Origin of the sequence: Kitasatospora arboriphila, from assembly GCF_039528095.1 — a bacterium.
GTDB classification, from domain to species: Bacteria; Actinomycetota; Actinomycetes; order Streptomycetales; family Streptomycetaceae; genus Kitasatospora; species Kitasatospora arboriphila.
Map to the genome: position 1 here is coordinate 1 of NZ_BAAALD010000084.1, position 17,316 is coordinate 17,316.

General features: G+C 73.8%; 15 protein-coding genes. 11 read left to right on the forward strand and 4 right to left on the reverse strand.

Translation table 11 applies throughout. The annotated features are described in order from the left end of the window. Window positions 1-174 precede the first annotated feature (174 nt). The 9 genes from ABD353_RS30705 to ABD353_RS30745 all read left to right on the forward strand — a co-directional run bounded on the left by ABD353_RS30705 (window position 175) and on the right by ABD353_RS30745 (window position 11,683). Window positions 175-1,578, forward strand: a complete 1,404-nt coding sequence (locus ABD353_RS30705; RefSeq protein WP_344626953.1) for a sensor histidine kinase — start codon at window positions 175-177, stop codon at window positions 1,576-1,578. After that, window positions 1,530-2,210, forward strand: a complete 681-nt coding sequence (locus ABD353_RS30710) for a response regulator transcription factor (RefSeq protein ID WP_344626954.1) — start codon at window positions 1,530-1,532, stop codon at window positions 2,208-2,210. The genes ABD353_RS30705 and ABD353_RS30710 overlap by 49 nt, the downstream gene beginning before the upstream one ends. Before the next feature lie 134 nt (window positions 2,211-2,344). Further along, on the forward strand, window positions 2,345-3,898 hold the full coding sequence (locus ABD353_RS30715) for a DUF2637 domain-containing protein (RefSeq protein ID WP_344626955.1): 1,554 nt from the start codon (window positions 2,345-2,347) through the stop codon (window positions 3,896-3,898). A 191-nt stretch (window positions 3,899-4,089) separates the two neighbouring features. Next, window positions 4,090-5,379 (forward strand): DUF6986 family protein, encoded by a 1,290-nt coding sequence (locus ABD353_RS30720; RefSeq protein WP_344626956.1) that lies wholly within the window; start codon window positions 4,090-4,092, stop codon window positions 5,377-5,379. A 184-nt stretch (window positions 5,380-5,563) separates the two neighbouring features. After that, window positions 5,564-6,214, forward strand: coding sequence for a YigZ family protein (locus tag ABD353_RS30725; protein ID WP_344626957.1), 651 nt, complete (start codon window positions 5,564-5,566; stop codon window positions 6,212-6,214). Window positions 6,215-6,376: 162 nt separating this feature from the next. After that, complete coding sequence (locus tag ABD353_RS30730; RefSeq protein ID WP_344626958.1) at window positions 6,377-8,233, forward strand: hypothetical protein; 1,857 nt, start codon at window positions 6,377-6,379, stop codon at window positions 8,231-8,233. A gap of 438 nt (window positions 8,234-8,671) precedes the next feature. Then, a complete protein-coding gene (locus tag ABD353_RS30735) occupies window positions 8,672-10,273 on the forward strand; it encodes a restriction endonuclease (RefSeq protein ID WP_344626959.1) in 1,602 nt (533 codons plus the stop codon). Between the two features lie 77 nt (window positions 10,274-10,350). Further along, window positions 10,351-10,782, forward strand: coding sequence for a DUF6278 family protein (locus ABD353_RS30740; RefSeq protein WP_344626960.1), 432 nt, complete (start codon window positions 10,351-10,353; stop codon window positions 10,780-10,782). A 181-nt stretch (window positions 10,783-10,963) separates the two neighbouring features. Further along, a complete protein-coding gene (locus ABD353_RS30745; RefSeq protein WP_263108094.1) occupies window positions 10,964-11,683 on the forward strand; it encodes a ZIP family metal transporter in 720 nt (239 codons plus the stop codon). 63 nt (window positions 11,684-11,746) lie between these two features. Here ABD353_RS30745 and ABD353_RS30750 read toward each other — a convergent pair whose 3' ends face one another. Next, window positions 11,747-12,685: a LysR family transcriptional regulator gene (locus ABD353_RS30750; protein ID WP_344626961.1), complete on the reverse strand. Its 939-nt coding sequence runs from the start codon at window positions 12,683-12,685 to the stop codon at window positions 11,747-11,749. Window positions 12,686-12,861: 176 nt separating this feature from the next. Here ABD353_RS30750 and ABD353_RS30755 point away from each other — a divergent pair, with 176 nt between their 5' ends. Then, a complete protein-coding gene (locus ABD353_RS30755) occupies window positions 12,862-13,791 on the forward strand; it encodes an EamA family transporter (protein ID WP_344626977.1) in 930 nt (309 codons plus the stop codon). Here the strand turns inward: ABD353_RS30755 and ABD353_RS30760 are convergent. Beyond that, the gene (locus tag ABD353_RS30760; protein ID WP_344626962.1) at window positions 13,694-14,188 is read right to left on the reverse strand and encodes a MarR family winged helix-turn-helix transcriptional regulator; all 495 of its coding nucleotides are present in this window, start codon (window positions 14,186-14,188) and stop codon (window positions 13,694-13,696) included. The two genes, ABD353_RS30755 and ABD353_RS30760, sit on opposite strands and share 98 nt — an antisense overlap. Window positions 14,189-14,401: 213 nt before the next feature. Between ABD353_RS30760 and ABD353_RS30765 the strand changes: the two genes are divergently transcribed. Continuing rightward, complete coding sequence (locus ABD353_RS30765) at window positions 14,402-14,743, forward strand: DUF2218 domain-containing protein (protein ID WP_344626963.1); 342 nt, start codon at window positions 14,402-14,404, stop codon at window positions 14,741-14,743. 55 nt (window positions 14,744-14,798) lie between these two features. Here the strand turns inward: ABD353_RS30765 and ABD353_RS30770 are convergent, their stop codons facing one another. Together ABD353_RS30770 and gabT are read right to left on the reverse strand one after the other, a co-directional pair. Further along, complete coding sequence (locus ABD353_RS30770; RefSeq protein ID WP_344626978.1) at window positions 14,799-15,461, reverse strand: phosphatase PAP2 family protein; 663 nt, start codon at window positions 15,459-15,461, stop codon at window positions 14,799-14,801. Between the two features lie 416 nt (window positions 15,462-15,877). After that, window positions 15,878-17,218 (reverse strand): 4-aminobutyrate--2-oxoglutarate transaminase, encoded by a 1,341-nt coding sequence (gene gabT, locus ABD353_RS30775; protein ID WP_344626964.1) that lies wholly within the window; start codon window positions 17,216-17,218, stop codon window positions 15,878-15,880. Between the last annotated feature and the right edge of the window lie 98 nt (window positions 17,219-17,316).

Sequence of the window (17,316 nt, forward strand, 5' to 3'; positions counted from 1 at the left end):
GCCCCGCCCGGGGACACCGGGCGGGGCTTCTCGCATTTCCGGGTTCGGCACGGCCAGCCAGGAGGTGGTGCTAGGTCCACCCCAAAGATGGGTGTCACAGCCAATGTGCTGCGATGACCCCAGCCAGGAAACTGATGCCGTGGCCAGTCGGACGTCGATGTCAGGAGCAGCACCGTGGCAGTCACAACTTCCCTCGAAGGGATGAAGGTGGTCGGTCGGGGAGCGTCGGGGCGGCTCCGGGCGAGCGTCCGGGCGGTGGGCCGGTCCGCGATCGCTGCCGGCGGCGCGAGCCTGAGCGTCCTGTTGCCGTTCATGGTCGTGGTCGTCACCGGCGGTGTGACGGCCCGGATCTTCGAGACCTTCGAGTTCTTCCCGTTCTGCGTGTTCGTGACGGTGATGACCACCGGTCTGCTGGCGGTCTACCAGTGCTCCCGCCACAGCGCGGGCTGGACGAGGGCTCAGGTCCGGCGCTGGTGCGGGATCACCGTCCGGGCGGAGTACTCGCCCATGCCGCCGCTGGAGCGTGACGAGCGCGGCCACTGGTGGACGGGCTTCTCTTACCACCGCCGGCACGGGGTGGCCCGGGTGGCCCGTTTCGTGCACTGGAGCGTGCGGGACGCCACGACCAGGCGGGACGCGATCTGGTGGCTCCTCAACCCCTGGTCCGCGACGTTCTTCCTGGTGCCGCCGGTGCTGATGCTCGGTGGTGGGGCGGTCTTCGCACTCGTCTCCGCCGTCGACGGTGGGCTGGGCAGCAGCCACCCGCTGAAGTCCGTCATGTCGCTCCTGCTCGGCGTGCTGGTGTCGGTGGTGGGTCTCCTGGTCACGCCGTACGCACTGCGTGCCCACCTCGACGTCGCCGCACGGGTGCTGGAGCCGGGTCGGTGGGCCAGCAACACCCAGCTGAAGCGCCGGGTCGAGGAGCTGACCCTGACCCGTGCCGATGCCCTGGGCGACCAGGCGGCGGAGCTGCGGCGGATCGAGCGGGACCTGCACGACGGCGCCCAGGCGAGGCTGGTGGCGATCGGCATGACACTCGGCACGATCGAGCACCTGATGGAGACCGACCAGGCCGCGGCCCGCGAGTTGCTCTCCGAGGCCAGGCAATCCTCCGCCAAGGCGCTCCAGGAACTGCGCGACCTCGTGCGGGGCATACACCCGCCGGTCCTGGCCGAGCGCGGGCTGGGTGATGCGGTGCGATCGCTGGCCCTGGACAGCCCGTTGCCCACCGAGGTCACCGTCTGCCTGCCGGAGCGACCCGAGCCGCCGGTGGAGGCCGCCGTCTACTTCTGCATCAGCGAACTGCTCGCCAACGCCGCCAAGCACTCGGGGGCACGACGGGTCTGGGTGGACATCCTCCACCGGGCCGGCCTGCTCCGAGTCACGGTCACCGACGACGGCTGCGGGGGCGCTCAGCCGGGCCGGGGGAGTGGGCTGCGCGGCATCGAGCGGAGGTTGGGTACCTTCGATGGCACGCTCTCGCTGAGCAGCCCGCCCGGCGGGCCGACGACCATCACCATGGAGTTGCCGTGCGCGTTGTCCTCGCCGAGGATCTCTACCTCCTCCGACAAGGGCTGATCAAGCTCCTGGAGGTGCACGGCTTCACCATCGCGGCGGCGGTCGAGACCGGTCCCGAGCTCTTGGAGGCATTGCTCAACGAGAAGCCCGACGTCGCCGTGGTGGACGTCCGGCTTCCGCCCACGCTGACCGACGAGGGGCTACAGGCGGCGCTCGCGGCCCGGCGGCAGGTCCCCGGCCTGCCGGTCCTCGTCCTGTCGCAGCACGTCCAACAGCTCTACGCGCGGGAGCTGTTGGCCGACGGCTCCGGCGGCGTGGGGTACCTGCTGAAGGACCGGGTGTTCAACGCCGAGCAGTTCGTCGACGCCGTCCGCCGGGTGGCGGCCGGCGGTACGGCGATGGACCCGGACGTGATCGCCAAACTGATGGAGAGCCGGGCCGGTTCGGGCCCGCTCCAGCGGCTGACACCCCGGGAGCGGGAGGTGCTGGAGTTGATGGCGGAGGGCTGTTCCAATTCCGCCATCGCCGCCCGACTCACCGTCAGTGACGGTGCGGTGGCGAAACACATTGCCAATATCTTCACGAAATTGGAGCTGGCACCGGCCGAGGACGCCAACCGCCGTGTCCTGGCGGTGTTGGCGCACCTCAACGGCACCCCGCAGCGGACACCGGCGTCCGGGTGGGAGGCGTGATGAAACGCGTGTACGAGTAGTATCCGGTGGGCCGAGACGGTCCACAGCACGGAGACCCCGTGTCCGGCCGAGGGTGGATTCGGCAGTAACGGTCGCTTACGGCAGCAGCCGGTCCCCAGGGGTTGATCTACTACATGGCACGCCCGTCCCTCACTCGCGCTCATCGGGCACTACTCGGCGTGGTCGCCGCCGGTGCCTGTCTGATTTCCGGCATCGGTTTCGCCGGCTCGTACAACGCGGTGCGCGAACTCGCGATGGAGAAGGGCTTCGGTGCCTTCTCCTACGCCTTCCCGATCGGCGTCGACGCCGGCATCGTCGTGCTGCTCGCGCTGGACCTGGTCCTGACCTGGCTGCGCATACCCTTCCCGCTGCTGCGGCAGACGGCCTGGCTGCTCACCGCCGCGACGATCGCGTTCAACGCGGCGGCCTCCTGGGGCGACGCCCTCGGCATGGCGATGCACGCGGTCATCCCGGTGCTGTTCGTCGTGGTCGTCGAGGCTTCCCGGCACGCGGTGGGCAGGATCGCGGCGATCACCGCCGACCGCCACATGGAGTCGGTGCGCCTGATGCGCTGGGTCCTCTCGCCGGTGCCGACCTTCCGCCTCTGGCGCCGCATGAAGCTGTGGGAGCTCCGCTCCTACGACGAGACGGTCCGGCTGGAGCAGAACCGGCTGGTGTACCGCGCGCAGCTGAGGTTCCGGTACGGCCGCGGCTGGCGCCGGTCCGCTCCCTTCCAAGCGCTCCTGCCGCTCAAGCTGGCGAAGTACGGCGTGCCGCTCGACCCGGGCATCCTCGACCGGATCGACGGTCCGCTCGAGGTGACGAAGGGCGAGGCCTCGCCCGCCGGTCCGGCTGCGGTGTCGGCCGCCGTGGCGGTGCCGACCCTGGCCAAGCTGGCCGCGGTCCGGCTGCGGGACGCGCAGGAGCCGGAGCACGACGGCACGCCGGTCTCCGAGCCGGAGGCCGCCCAGGCCAACGTCTGGATGGCCCGTGCGGTCCGCAGCTACTCGCAGCCGTCCGACGACGCCGAGGCGCCGGGCGCCCGGATGTCCCCGTGGTTCAAGCCGCCGCGGGCGGCGGAGCCGCGGCCCGTCGGACCCCAGGCCGGCCCGATGGGCGACCTGCCGCCGTCCGGTCCGCAGGTCCTCGGCGGTCCGGCCCAGGGCGAGCGTCCGGGCCGTCCGGTGCCGGGTGCCGTGGGCCGTCCCCAGGCCGGGCCGCAGCAGGGCACGGCCCGCCCCGCCCCCGGACAGGTGTCTCCTGGTCGGCTCGGTCGTCCGATCCGCCTGGAGCAGACCGTCCACGCCGAGTCCGAGCAGTTCCAGCAGGACGTGCGCCGCTTCGCGCGGGACGGGGCCGTGGCGGAGCCGCTGCCCTTCGACCAGGCCGAGGCCGACCGCGCCGAGCTGGCGGATCTGGACTTCGATGCCGAGGGCGTCGAGTCCGCCGGAGGGCAGGGCGGTCGCCGTTCCGGTGCCGACCCGCTCGACCCGGACGTCTGCTTCGACGCGCTGATCTCGTACATCGACACCTACGAGCAGCAGCCCGACCCGCAGAGCCTCGCCGAGTTCCTGACCTCCGAGTACGGGGTCACCGGCTCGCGCCCGGACGGTTCGGTGAACCCCGCGGACGTGAACCGCATCTGGGCCCAGCTGCAGAACCGCTACGTCAGCTCCGGCCGCGAGTAGCCGCCACCGGCTGCGGGCACACGCCGGGTCACCGGCGCAACCGTGCATCACCACAACCCCACGCACCCCCCGGACGACTCCGACCGGGGGGTGCGCCATTGACGCCCCGGCGCGGCGAACACTACCGTCGCCTCAACAATTTGTTGAAGCGCTGGTGCGGTGTGCGGCCGGCGCGTCGTGGAGGAGTTCTGATGGCGCAGGTCGAGCTGAACGGCACCGTTCCCGCAGGTGGGGCCTCGTTCTCCGACGCGGCCCGGACGGCCGTGGCCGCCCTGCTGGCCCCGATCGACGCCGAGCTGGCCCGCCGCTACCCGGGGGACTCCGGCAGCCGGCAGCCCGTGCACACCGTGTACGTCCCGGCCGACGCCTTCGGCGCCGACACGGTGGACGACTGGGGCCGCCGGGCGCTGGAGGCGTTCGACACGCACGCCGCGACGCCGGAGCAGCTCGCGCAGGCGCTCGGGGTCCCCGCGGACGCCCTGCTCGCCGACGTGCACGCCCGCGTCCGGGCGAAGCTGGAGCGGGAGCCCGTCGAGGACCTGCGGATCGACTTCGAGGACGGCTACGGCCCCCGGCCGGACGCCGAGGAGGACGCGGCCGCGGTACGGGCCGCCCGTCTGGTGTCCGAGGCGGTGGCCGGCGGGGCGGCCCCGCCGTACATCGGCATCCGGATCAAGTGCATGGAGGCGGCCGTCCGCGACCGCGGCATCCGCACCCTGGAGCTGTTCCTCGCCACGCTGCTCGCCGGAGGCGGCCTGCCCGACGGGCTGGTGCTGACCCTGCCGAAGGTGACCTACGCCGAGCAGGTCACGGCGCTGGTCCGGCTGCTGGAGGACTTCGAGCGGCGGGCGGGGCTGCCCGTCGGCCGGATCGGGTTCGAGATCCAGATCGAGACGACGCAGGCCATCCTCGGCGCGGACGGCCGTGCCACGGTGGCCCGCATGATCGACGCCGCCGAGGGCCGGGCGACCGGCCTGCACTACGGCACCTTCGACTACAGCGCCGCCTGCGGGGTCAGCGCGGCGTACCAGAGCATGGACCACCCGGTGGCCGACCACGCCAAGGCGGTGATGCAGGTCGCCGCGGCCGGCACCGGCGTGCGGCTGTCCGACGGCTCCACCAACGTCGTCCCGACCGGCTCCACCGAGCAGGTCCACGCGGCCTGGCGGCTGCACCACGGCCTCGTCCGCCGTTCGCTGGCCCGCGCCTACTACCAGGGCTGGGACATGCACCCGGCGCACCTGCCGACCCGCTACGCCGCGGTCTACGCCTTCTACCGCGAGGGCCTGGAGGCGGCCGCGGCCCGGCTCGCCGCCTACGTGGCCAAGGCCGGCGGCGACGTGATGGACGAGCCGGCCACCGCCCGCGCGCTCAGCGGCTACCTGCTCCGCGGCCTTGACTGCGGGGCCGTCGACCCGGCGGAGGTCGCCCGGCTCACCGGCCTCGACCGCGCCGCGCTGGACGCACTCGCCGGGCGCTGACCGGCGGCGTCCGGCAGCCCGGGCGGGGAGGCGGCGATCCCATGGCCGGTCCGGCACCGAACCGGTGCAGGACCCGGAGCGTTAGGCTGGCGGGACACCCCGTGCGGGACGACCGGTGCGCCGCCGCGGCAGCGCCGTCGCCTGCTGCCCGCCGCCCCCCACCTGCCCGGAGACCCGTCCCGCCATGTCGGAGCCCAGCCCGAAGCCGTACCTGACCGTCCGGGGCGCTGGCAGCCACGAGATCGAGATCAAGAAGTCCCGCTTCATCTGCCACCTCGCCCGGGTCGCCGACGAGGACGAGGCGCAGGCCTTCATCGCCGCGATCCGCAAGCAGTACTGGGACGCCCGGCACAACTGCACCGCCTTCGTGGTCGGCGAGGACCAGCGGCGCGAGCGCTCCAACGACGACGGCGAGCCGAGCGGAACGGCCGGTGTGCCGATGCTGGAGGTGCTCCGGCGGCGCGGCCTGACCGACACGGCTGCGGTGGTGACCCGCTACTTCGGCGGGATCAAGCTCGGCGCGGGCGGACTGGTGCGGGCGTACGGCAGCGCGGTCTCCGAGGCCGTCGACGTGATCGGCCTGCTGGAGCGCCGTCCGGTGGCCCTGTTCACCGTTCCGGCCGACCACACCAGGGCCGGACGGCTGGAGAACGACCTGCGTGCGGCGGGGTACGAGGTGCGGGACCTGGCCTACGAGGCCGCCGGGGTGCGGATCGAAGTGGGGGTGCCGGAGGCCGGGGTGACGGACTTTCACGCCTGGCTCGCCGAGGCCACCGGCGGCTCCTCCAGCGCGGCGCCGGCGGGGTGGAGCCACCGCGAACTGCCGATTGAGTGACACTCGAACGAATTAACCATGCCCGGAGTCGGAACTTCCGCTCCGGGCGTCTCCGTTTCCAGCACAAGGACGTCGCGCCGACACCCGCCGGCCGATGCCGGACATCCAGCCCATCGATGGAGGACCGCAGACCCGACCCCTGCACCACGGGAGGTACCGAGCATGACGTCAGACCACGCCCCGACCTCCGGCCGCCCAGCCGAACCACCGGGCCTGCCCAGGCAGGCCGACCAGTCCGGACGCGCCATTCCCTACCGGACGACCCTCACCACCGCGCTGCCCTTCGACGACGTCCTCGCCCTGGTGGACGAGGCACTCGCCGTCTGGCTCAAGCAGGAGGGCCACGACGAGCCCCCGCCGGCCGACCGGTCCCCGAGGACGGAACGGCTCAGACTCGGCGAGCGCGTGCTCCTGGACCGCGACACCGGGCCACTGCCGGTGTCCGCCGAGGCACCGGCCACGCCCACACCTGCCACTGCTTCCGACACCACCACCCCCGACCACGGCTCCGACCACGGCCCCGCCCGGGGCCTTGCTTCCGGTGGCACCCCTCCGGTGGGCCCCACCGGCCGCTACGCCCGACGCCGGCTGCGCACCCCGGACGGTGCACACCGCACCCACCTGCTGACCGTCACCATCGCCACAGCCGTTCCCACAGCCGCTCCCGCAGTTGCTCCCACCGGCACTCCGACGGCCGCCGGCGGCGAGGAGCCCCTCGTTCTCCGGCTGGAGGCGGATCACCTCACCGCCGGTCCGCCGGTCCGCAGCCCCGGCCGGGTGCCGGTGCCCGAGGTCGCACGGATCCTGCTGCCCCTGCTCGACGCCCACGACGGCCCCGCACCGCTGACGGCCCAGCCGCGGGTCGTCACCCCCGCCGAGGTCGACGACCTGATCGACCAGCTCTGCGACCCGGAGCGGCGCCTGGCCGCCGTCGTCGCGAGCGTGCCCCCGTCCACCCCGCTGGAGGAGTGGCTGGCCGACCAGGTGCAGCCGGTGCTGCACCAGCTCACGGGCCTGGCCTCGCTGCACGTCCTCGACCACGCCGCCCTGCCGCTGTTCAACGTCGCCTTCGAGTTCCACAAGGTCTACGGGGGTGCGGTGCGCACGTACCTCCCCGAGGTCGATCCGGCTTCCCGTGCGGACGCCGGACGGCACCAGGTGCTCGCCACCCGCCGGATGTCGGAGGACACCCGCCGGGCGGCCGGGCTGCTGGCCCGCGAGCCCCGGCAGATCGCCGCCGATATCCCCGTACCGCCGGCCCTGGCCGCCGTCCCCCCGCTGATCGTGCCGCCGGAGCACCGGCAGCCCGTGCGCTCCAGGACGGCCTCCGAGGCGCCGCGCCCCCGGGCCGATGAGCGCCGCCGCCGCAGCGCTCCGCGCCCGGCCCGCTCCGGCAGCAGGCTCTGCGTGGCTCCGGTGGCACCCGTCGCGGTCCCGGCGGGGGCCGGACTGCCGTCGGTGGCCGCGCTGCGCGCTCCCGCCGAGGCGGCGTTCGCCCGCCTGGCCAGGGACATAGCCGCGGACAAGGAACTGGTGCCCGAGAGCTTCGGTGAGCTGGTCTGCCGGTTCGCCGAGTTCCCGCTGCTGCAGTTCACCGGGGACGAGAAGGAGACCGTCGCACTGGACGGGCAGCCCGACGGCTCCGGCTGGGCGCGCCTCGCCTGGGACGGGTTGACGGCCCTGCAGGAGTACGCCGCGGCAGCCGTCCGAGGTGAGGCCGGCGGTGACTTCAAGGCGTGGTGCGAGCACACCCCGCCCGGCTGCCACCACTTCCCGCCGCGCAAGGCCGTCCGCTGGGAGTCCCGCACGGTCGAGAGCCACGCCAAGTGGAAGCGCGAACGGATGCTGCCGGTGCCGCCCTGCGTGGACGTGTCCCGACGCGCCTTCATGGGAGCCCACCTGCGGATCGGCGGCGGTTCGACCGCCCCTCGACTGCACTACCTCGACGACTGCTCCGGCAGCGGCCGCATCTACGTCGGGTACATCGGACAGCACCTCACCAACACCCGCACCAACTGACACCCACACCAACTGACACCCGCACGAACTGACCCACCGCCGGAGGGAGCCGAAGGCACAGCGCCGACACCGACCGAACCGAACCGAACCGAGACCCAACGGCGGCACCACGGTGGCCGACGGGCACCCCCCAGGGGTGGCTCGGTCGGTGCACTGCGGTGGCCAACTCCCGTTGTTGGCTGACCATCGCATCCGAACGGTGGAGAATGCTCGCAGGGACCGCGGCCGAGCGGCCCCTGCGAGCGCGCGCGGGCTGGTCCGGGCCTCCGCGATCTCGCCGGACGACCAGTGATGCAGTGACGCAGTGGTTCAGTGACGTAGAGGCTCAGTGACGTAGTGGGGGATCGACCGCTGATGCAGCATTCACCCGACAGCCGCCCGGACAGTACCCCGTCGGCCGCCTCCTCGGCCCGGACACCATCGGCCCGGGCGTCCGCCGTGGCCCAGACGTTCCCGGAGGCGGCCGAGCCGCTGCAGGCCGGGTTCCTCGCCACGCTCTTCCGCGACCTCGGGGCGGAGACTCCCGACGGCCCGTCGGAGGAGGACACCGTCGCCGTGCACGCCCGCGCGGCCGCCCTGACACACCATCGGACCCTCACCGTGCAGGCCGAGCACGAACACCTCGCGGACCTGCTCCGCCGCGCCGCGCTCCCCGTCTCCGCGATGGACTTCGAGAGCCAGCTGCGCAGATACGAACCGCGGCCCTTCCCGGCCGACGCCGACCTCCCGCCGGTCGAGGCCGAGCCGCGCTGGGCCGACTACGCCCCGCCGCAGCCGCCGGCCGCCGACCCCGACGAACCGGCCTCCCGTCGGCTGCTCGACTCCGGCTACCAGCGCGAACTCGCCCAGGCCCGGCTGCGCCACCAGCGCGACCTGCGCGAGTGGCGGGCCCGTCAGGCCGAGGGCGCCGCGGCCGAGTCCCGGGCCGCACGGGCCGCCCACGAGGAGACCGAGCAGGCGAAGGCCCGGGCTGTGCGCGAGTACAACGAGAGCCTGGAGGAGTGCCGACGGGCGTACCGGCTGTCCGAACCGGCCGCGGTGGAGTCCCTGCTGGAGCGCGCCCTCGCCGCCGCCGAGGTCGCCACCCGCGATATCCCGTCCCCCTGCCGGGCCCTGTTCCGCCCGCTGACCCGGACGGCCGTCCTCGACCTCGACATGCCGCCGCTCGACGTGGTGCCCTCGCTCTCCGGCTACCGGCTCGCCGAGGACGGCACGCCCGAACCCGTGCCGCGGGCTCCGGCCGAGCGGTCCTCCGACTACCTCCGCCTGGCCGCCCGACTGGCGCTGCGCGCGCTGCAGGCCGCCGACGCCGTGGACACCGAGGGGATCCTCGCCGGCGTGGTGCTGAACGGCTGGCTGCGCCGGCCCGGCGCCGACCCGGTCTGTCTGCTCAGCGTGGACGCCGACCGCGACGCACTCGCCCGCACCCGCCTGGTGGCCGACCCGGCAGACCCGGCAGACCCGGCAGACCCGGCCGGCGCCCGGAGCCCGGTCGTGGACGACGACGAGCCGGCCCCGGGTGTGTACGCCGACGCGGAGCACGACGAGGCGCTGCTGCGGCTGCGCGAGCTGTCCGCCGTGGTCACGCCCGACCCGTACGGGCCCGTGCCGGTGGTGCCGAACGGCACCGCCGGTGCGACGGTGCCCACCCCGGCCGAGCTGTCGCCCAACGAGTTCGCCCAGCTGGTGCGTGAGCTGCTCACCCGGGGCGGACTGGGCTCCTGGAGCGTGCGGCTGCGCGGGCCGATCGGGCTGGTCGCCACCGCCGAGGGCACCGCGGACAGCGCGCTGCCCGGCCGCTGGGTGGTCTGGGCGTCCCGGAACACCGATCCGGTGGCCGAGGACGAGGTGCGCACCCTCGCCGAGGCGGTCCGCGAGGAGGGCGCCGAGCGCGGGCTGCGCCTGACCACCGGCAGGTTCGGCGAGGCGGCGCTCGACCTCGCCGCGGAGGAGGGCTACCGGCGCATCCACCTGATCGACGGCGAGGGCGTGCGGGAGCTGTCCCGGACGCACCTCGGCCTGCCCCTGGCAGCGGGCTGAGCGGCAGGGCTGCCCCGCCGCGCCGGACGCGGCCCCGGCCCGCTGCACCGACACCGCGGCCCTGTCAGTCTGGAGGGATGGGAATCGGGTTCCTGGACAGGTGGCGTGCCCGGCACGCCCACCACCCGGGCGGCATCCCGCCGCAGCCGGACGAGCCGACGATGGCCGACCTGCTCGCCGAGTGCGGGCTGCTGCGCGAGCTCGCCGACGACTCGGGCGTGCGGCTCGACGACGGAGTGACGTCGCTGACCCAGCTCGACCAACTGCTCCCGCGCTGGCGCGACGATCCGGAGGTCTCGGAGTGGCTGGGCAACGACGCCGGCCTGTATCTCGGCACGGTGCTGCGCCGGCGCGTGCCCGGCACGGTCTGGCGGCTCGACGAACACGACCGCCCGCTGGTGGTCCTGCCCGGCGGGCGCGAACTCGACGTCACGGCGATCGGCCACAGCTGGGCGGTCGAGGGCTCGCCCCAACTCGCCGCGGCCTACCTCGCCGCCACCGACGGCTGAGACCGCCGACCGTGCCCGCCCCCGTAGCCGTGCTCCCGCCCAGGACGGTGCCCGCCCCGGATTCCGGGTGCATCCCCGGTTCCGTGTGCGCACCGGCGCCCCGCCGTCCGTCCATCCCGGCGCCGCGAGCGGCGGAGGCCGACCGGTGACCGCCGTCCTCGTCGCCGCCGCGGCCTTCCTGATGACGCTGGTCGGCGGCTGGGTCGCCCAGCGGACGGGTGACCGCCGGCACCTGGTGCTCGGTTTCGCCGCCGGACTGATGCTCGGTGTGGTCGCCTTCGACCTCCTGCCGGAGGCGGTCCGTGCCGCGCCGGACGAGATCCACGGTGTGCCGCAGGCCCTGCTGATGTTCGCGGCCGGCTTCCTGACGATCCACATCATCGAGCGCGCGGTGGCGATCCACCGCAGCCACGAGGGCGAGTACGCCGCCCACACGCACGGCCACGGGCACCACGACCACGCCCGGCAGGGCATCGGCCTGACCGCGGCCGGAGCCCTGGTCGGGCACAGCCTGATGGACGGCTTCGCGATCGGGGCCGCCTTCCAGGCGGGCACCACGGTGGGCACGGTGGTGGCCATAGCGGTGGTGGCGCACGACTTCGCGGACGGCTTCAACACGTACACGATCACCCGGATGTACGGGAACGACCGCAGGCGGGCGCTCACGCTGCTGGCGGCGGACGCGGTGGCGCCGGTGACCGGGGCGGCGATCACGCTGCTCTTCACCATCCCGGTCGAGGTGCTCGGCCTCTACCTGGGCTTCTTCGCCGGCTTCCTGCTGTACCTCGCGACCTCGGACATCCTGCCCGAGGCGCACAGCCCGCACCCCTCCCGGACCACGCTGCTCTGCACGCTGCTCGGTGTGGGCTTCATGTGGCTGGTGATCGGCTTCGCCGACTGAGAACCGTCGCGGGGACGTCGTCGGATGAACCGCGGCGGATGGGCGGAGCCGGGGCGTGGCCGGCTAGCCGGGCGCACCCGCTCCCGCCGCCGCGGAGGCCGCCTCGATCAGGGCCCACTGCTCGCGGATCGCCCGCAGGGCGGCCGTGATCGCCGGACGGCGGGAGGCCTGGCTGCGCCACAGTGCGTACACGCGGCGGGTGGGCTCGGGGGAGACCGTCCGGGCGACCACTCCGGCGGGCAGCGGCGCCCGGCCGAGCCGGGGCACCAGGCCGAGCCCGAGACCGGCCCGGATCAGCGCGATCTGGGTCTCGAACTCACCGACCTGGTAGAGCACGTCGGGTTCCTCGCCGGCCTCGCGGAGCGTGCGCACGAGCCAGTCGTGGCAGATGTTGCCCGGCGGGACGCTGATCCACCGCTGCCCGAGCAGTCGCTCCACCGGGACGGTGGCGAGCGCGGCGAGCGGATGACCGGCCGGCAGCAGCAGGTCCACCGGGTCCAGACCGAGGTCCAGGCGGGAGACCCCGTCCTGCACGGGCAGCGGCACGGTCGGCCAGTCCTGGACGAGGGCGAGGTCGACCTCGCCGCGGGTGACCAGCTCGACGGCCAGGTACGGGTCGGTCTCCAGCAGCCGGACGTCGAGGTCGGGGCAGTGCTCGCGCAGGTCCGCGAGGGCACCGGGCATCACCCCGCGGGCGCCGGTCGCGAACGAGGCCACCAGCAGCCGGCCGACCGCCTGCCCGCGCCGCTCCTCCAGCGTCACCTCGGCCTGTTCGACCAGGGCGAGCAGTTGCCGGGCGGTGTCGGCCAGCCGCACGGCCGCGTCGGTGAGCACCACGCCGCGGCCCTGGCGCTCCAGCAGCACGGTGCGGGTCTCACGCTCCAGCTTGGAGATCTGCTGCGAGACGGCGGAGGGCGTGAACCCGAGGGCGGCCGCCGCGCCGCCGACCGAGCCGTGCACCGCCACCGCGTGCAGCGCGCGCATCCTGCCGAGATCCAACATGACGGCCATGGTAAAGCGTTGCTGAACGGTTCGGTTCAGAATTCATCGCTGGTGCTGAACAGTGCCCACCCGTCAGGCTCGATTCCATGCCACCGACCACCGCTTCCGTCCCCGTTACCTCCGTCGCCGCGGGCCGCTCCGCGTCCTCCGCCGGCGCGGGCCCCGCCGGTGCCGCGATGGCGCCGCGCGACATCGGCCTGGCGGTGCTGGTCGCCGCCGTCTGGGGCCTCAACTTCGTGCTGATCCACGTCGGCCTGGAGAACTTCCCGCCGCTGCTCTTCTGCGCCCTGCGCTTCGCCGTCGTCGCCGTGCCCGCCGTCTTCTTCGTCGGGCCGCCGCGGGTCGCCTGGAAGTGGGTGGCGGCCGTCGGGTGCACGCTCGGCGTGGCCAAGTTCGGCCTGCTCTTCCTCGGCATGCACGCGGGGATGCCGGCCGGCCTGTCCTCGCTGGTGCTGCAGAGCCAGGCGGTGTTCACGGCGCTGTTCGCGACGGTGCTGCTGCGCGAGCGCCCCACCGGGCAGCGCACGGCCGGTCTCGCCGTCGCCTTCGGCGGCATCGCGCTCGCCGCCGTCGACCACGGCCTCGGCGGCCCGGTCGGTGCGTTTGCGCTGGTCATCGCGGCGGCCGTGTTCTGGGGGCTGTCCAACGTGCTGACCCGCAGGGCGGCCCCGGCGGACGCCCTGCGCTGGATGGTCTGGGTCAGCGCGGTGCCGCCGCTGCCGCTGCTCGCGCTGTCCCTGCTGGTGGAGGGTCCGGAGGCCGACCTCAGGGCGCTCGCCGGGATCTCGGCGGCGGGCATCGGCGCCATCGCCTACGTCGGCCTGGTCTCCACCCTGTTCGGCTTCGTCGCCTGGAGCCACCTGCTGCGTCGGTACGACGCCTCCGCGGTGGCGCCCTACTCGCTGCTGGTGCCGGTGTTCGGGATGTCCTCGTCCTGGCTGCTGCTCGGCGAACGGTTCAGTGCGCTCGCCGGGGCCGCGGCCGTCCTGGTGATCGCCGGGATCGGGCTCACCGCGGTGCCGGCCGACCGGGCGGTGTCGCTGATTCGTACGCTGCTTCGGCGGCCCGCAGCGCCTGCAGCAGGGCCTCCTGCTCCGCGCGGCTGACCGGGTTGAAGTAGTCCCGGGCGACCTCGTGGCGGACCTGTCCGATCCGCTCCAGTGCGGCCCGGCCGGCATCGGTCAGCACCACCCGGACGGCCCGGCGGTCGGCCGGGTCCGGGGTACGGGCGACCAGGTCGGCCTCCTCCAGGGCGTCCACCACCGCGGTCGCGGAGCGGGGGGCGATCCGCAGCCGTTCGGCCAGGTCGCTGAGCCGCATCGGGGCGCCCGGCCCCTCGTCGCAGCCGGGGGCGTGGGCCAGGGTGCGCAGCGCGCGGGCCTGGGCGGGGGTGATGCCGTAGGGCTCCAGCCGGTGCATGGTCTGCCGCCGGATCCGCTTCATCGCCCGGGTCAGCGCGTCGGCGAGCTCCGCTGCGGTGTCGGCGGTCGGCGGCGTGGTCATGGGGGCTCCCGGCTCGGAGTGCCCCGGCCCGGCCCGGGGCGGGCGGGGCCAGGGTATCGGTGCGGCAGTCCCGAAAATTTGTTGAGCTAACCTCACTATTCGCCCTACCGTAGTGGTGGACGGTCCGGAGCCTGCCCGGCGGGCCCCCGTCCAACGGGTGCCCGCGTGCGCGGAGCACCCCCGATTCCCGCACCCCGGCACTCTGGAGATCCCGTGTCCCGATCCGAAGCCCGCGTCGCCACCGACCGCCCCGGCCGTTACGGCAAGCAGCTCGCCGCCCACCTCGGGCGCCGGGTGACCGCCGACTGGTCCGAGGAGACCGGCCGCGGCACCGTCACCTTCTCCTACGGCACCGCCGTCCTCACCGCGGAGCCGGACGGCCTGCTGTTGGTCGTCGACGGCGAGCTCGACCACCTCGCCGACCTCGAGGACGTGGTGGGCCGCCACCTCGTCCGGTTCGGCGCCCGCGACGAACTGGTCGTCGAGTGGCACCGCGACAACGGCGAGCCCGGCCTCGTCCACCGCAACCAGGACGAACCCCCGGCCGACAGCTGAACCGACCCGCACCGTCCGCGCCGACCGCACTGTCCGCATCGTCCGCGCGGGCCGGTCAGTCGGATCCCCAGCGCGGCGGGCCCCCGCCGTCGGCCGGTACGCGGGGCAGCGCGCGCCGCACCAGCAGCGCCGCAGCCCACAGCAGCAGACCGGCCAGGCACCAGCTGGCGACCACGTCCAGCAGCCAGTGGTAGTCGCTCCACACCAGGCCGGCCCCCACACCGAGGCAGAGCATCACGGTGCAGGTGTACAGCACGAACCGGGCGTCGGCCGCGAGCGTCCCGCCGAGCAGCAGCGCGGCCGTCCCGTAGGCGATCGCCGAGGTCGCGGTGTGCCCGGACGGGTACCAGCCCCACTGGTCGGGCGCGAGCGGCAGCCCGTACGGCCCCGGGCGGGCGAACCAGGCCTTGGCGGGCACCACCAGCAGCGGGATCAGGGCCGCGGCCGCCGCGGCCAGCGGCAGCGGCAGCCACCAGCGGGCCGGCGCGGCGCGGCGGCGGCGCACCGCCGCCAGGGCCCCCGCGGCCAGCAGCACCGGTACGGCCGGCACCGCGCCGCCCAGGTCGGACAGGCCGGCGCCGAGGTGGTTGACCAGCGTGCTGTGCAGCGCGTGGCGCAGCTCGTGGACGGTGTGCCGTGCCCCGGTGTCCAGTCCGAGCAGCGGCCCGTCGACCGCGACCTGCCAGGAGATCAGCACCAGCAGCACCGCGAGCATCATGGGCACGACAAGCAACGAAAGCCGCCCCGGAGCAGGGGGGAGAGCTCCGGGGCGGCCGAGGTGATCGCCGCTCCGCACGGCCCGGGGGGTGTGGGCCCGGCGGTCGGTCGATCGGTCTGGAGGCTCAGCTGCCCGCGCCGGGGCGGCGGAGGATGTCGCTAAGGGTCGCGGCTCGCTGTCCATCTGTCATGACAGTACGTCAAAGGCACCGCCGAGCAGAGATGCGCAAGTGGTTTCGCACAGCATCTTCACCAGCGGGAGTACAACCTCCACGCGGTGGTACCCGTCCCACCGCCGCCCGCGACGGCGCACGGCCCGCGGCCGGTCCGCGGGTGCCGACGGAGGAAACGCGGAGCGGCCCGGTCCTGGTCGGACCGGCCCGCTCCTGCGGGGCGCTGTCCACCGCCCCGGGCTCGTCAGACGCCGGCGAAGGCGCCCTCGATGATGTCCAGGCCCTCGGTGAGCAGGTGCTCCGGCATCACCAGCGGCGGCAGGAAACGCAGCACGTTGCCGTAGGTGCCGGCGGTCAGCACCACCAGGCCCTCGGCGTGGCAGGCCTTCGCCACGGCGGCGGTGACCTCCGGGTTGGGCTCCTTGGTGCCCGGCTTCACCAGCTCGATCGCGATCATCGCGCCGCGGCCGCGGACCTCGCCGATCACGTCGAACTTCTCCTGCATGGTCCGCAGACGGCCCAGCATGACCTCGCCGATGCGCTGTGCCTTGGCGTTGAGGTCCAGTTCCTTCATGGTCTCGATCGAGCCGAGCGCGGCGGCGCAGGCCACCGGGTTGCCGCCGTAGGTGCCGCCCAGGCCACCCGCGTGCGCGGCGTCCATGATCTCGGCACGGCCGGTGACGGCGGCCAGCGGCAGACCGCCGGCGATGCCCTTGGCGGTGGTGATCAGGTCCGGAACGACGCCCTCGTCCTCGCACGCGAACCACTGGCCGGTGCGGCAGAAGCCGGTCTGGATCTCGTCCGCGACGAACACGATGCCGTTGGCCTTCGCGTACTCCACGATCGCCGGCAGGAAGCCCTTGGCCGGCTCGATGAAGCCGCCCTCGCCCTGGATCGGCTCGATGATGATCGCCGCGACGTTCTCGGCGCCGATCTGCTTGTTGATCATGTCGATCGCCTGCGAGGCGGCCTCGGCGGCGCAGTTCTCCGCACCGGTCAGCCAGCGGTACGGGTAGGCCACCGGCACCCGGTAGATCTCCGGTGCGAACGGGCCGAAGCCCTGCTTGTACGGCATGTTCTTCGCCGTCAGGCCCATGGTCAGGTTGGTGCGGCCGTGGTAGCCGTGGTCGAACACCACGACGGCGGTGCGCTTGGTGTAAGCGCGGGCGATCTTCACCGCGTTCTCGACGGCCTCGGCGCCGGAGTTGAACAGCGCGGTGCGCTTCTCGTGGTCGCCCGGGGTCAGCTCGTTCAGCTGCTCGGCCACGGCCACGTAGCCCTCGTACGGGGTCACCATGAAACAGGTGTGCGTGAACGCCGCGAGCTGCTCGGACGCCTTGGCGACGACCGCCTCCGCGCTGTTGCCCACGTTGGTCACGGCGATGCCGGAACCGAAGTCGATCAGGCTGTTGCCGTCCACGTCCTCCAGCACGCCGCCGTTGGCACGGGCCACGTACACGGGGAGGGTGGTGCCGACACCCGCGGCCACCGCACCGAGCTTGCGGGCCTGCAGCTCCTGCGACTTCGGGCCGGGGATCGCGGTGACCAGGCGGCGCTCCTGCGGGAGCGGGGTTGCAGCGCTCATGGCGGGTTTCTCCATATCTCAGTGCTCGGTCCTCGAAGGCTACGGCCGAGCCCACGACCCGAGCATGCGCCACTCGGTAGCAGTGCGCCGCCCGAATT

Bases quoted from the DNA above. Each gene is read 5' to 3' on its own strand.
- ABD353_RS30715 (WP_344626955.1), top strand. From the start codon at position 2,345: ATGGCACGCCCGTCCCTCACTCGCGCTCATCGGGCACTACTCGGCGTG.
- ABD353_RS30755 (WP_344626977.1), top strand. From the start codon at position 12,862: ATGGCGCCGCGCGACATCGGCCTGGCGGTGCTGGTCGCCGCCGTCTGG.
- gabT (WP_344626964.1), bottom strand. From the start codon at position 17,218: ATGAGCGCTGCAACCCCGCTCCCGCAGGAGCGCCGCCTGGTCACCGCG.
- ABD353_RS30750 (WP_344626961.1), bottom strand. From the start codon at position 12,685: ATGTTGGATCTCGGCAGGATGCGCGCGCTGCACGCGGTGGCGGTGCAC.
- ABD353_RS30740 (WP_344626960.1), top strand. From the start codon at position 10,351: ATGGGAATCGGGTTCCTGGACAGGTGGCGTGCCCGGCACGCCCACCAC.
- ABD353_RS30725 (WP_344626957.1), top strand. From the start codon at position 5,564: ATGTCGGAGCCCAGCCCGAAGCCGTACCTGACCGTCCGGGGCGCTGGC.
- ABD353_RS30745 (WP_263108094.1), top strand. From the start codon at position 10,964: ATGACGCTGGTCGGCGGCTGGGTCGCCCAGCGGACGGGTGACCGCCGG.
- ABD353_RS30730 (WP_344626958.1), top strand. From the start codon at position 6,377: ATGACGTCAGACCACGCCCCGACCTCCGGCCGCCCAGCCGAACCACCG.
- ABD353_RS30760 (WP_344626962.1), bottom strand. From the start codon at position 14,188: ATGACCACGCCGCCGACCGCCGACACCGCAGCGGAGCTCGCCGACGCG.
- ABD353_RS30770 (WP_344626978.1), bottom strand. From the start codon at position 15,461: ATGATGCTCGCGGTGCTGCTGGTGCTGATCTCCTGGCAGGTCGCGGTC.
- ABD353_RS30720 (WP_344626956.1), top strand. From the start codon at position 4,090: ATGGCGCAGGTCGAGCTGAACGGCACCGTTCCCGCAGGTGGGGCCTCG.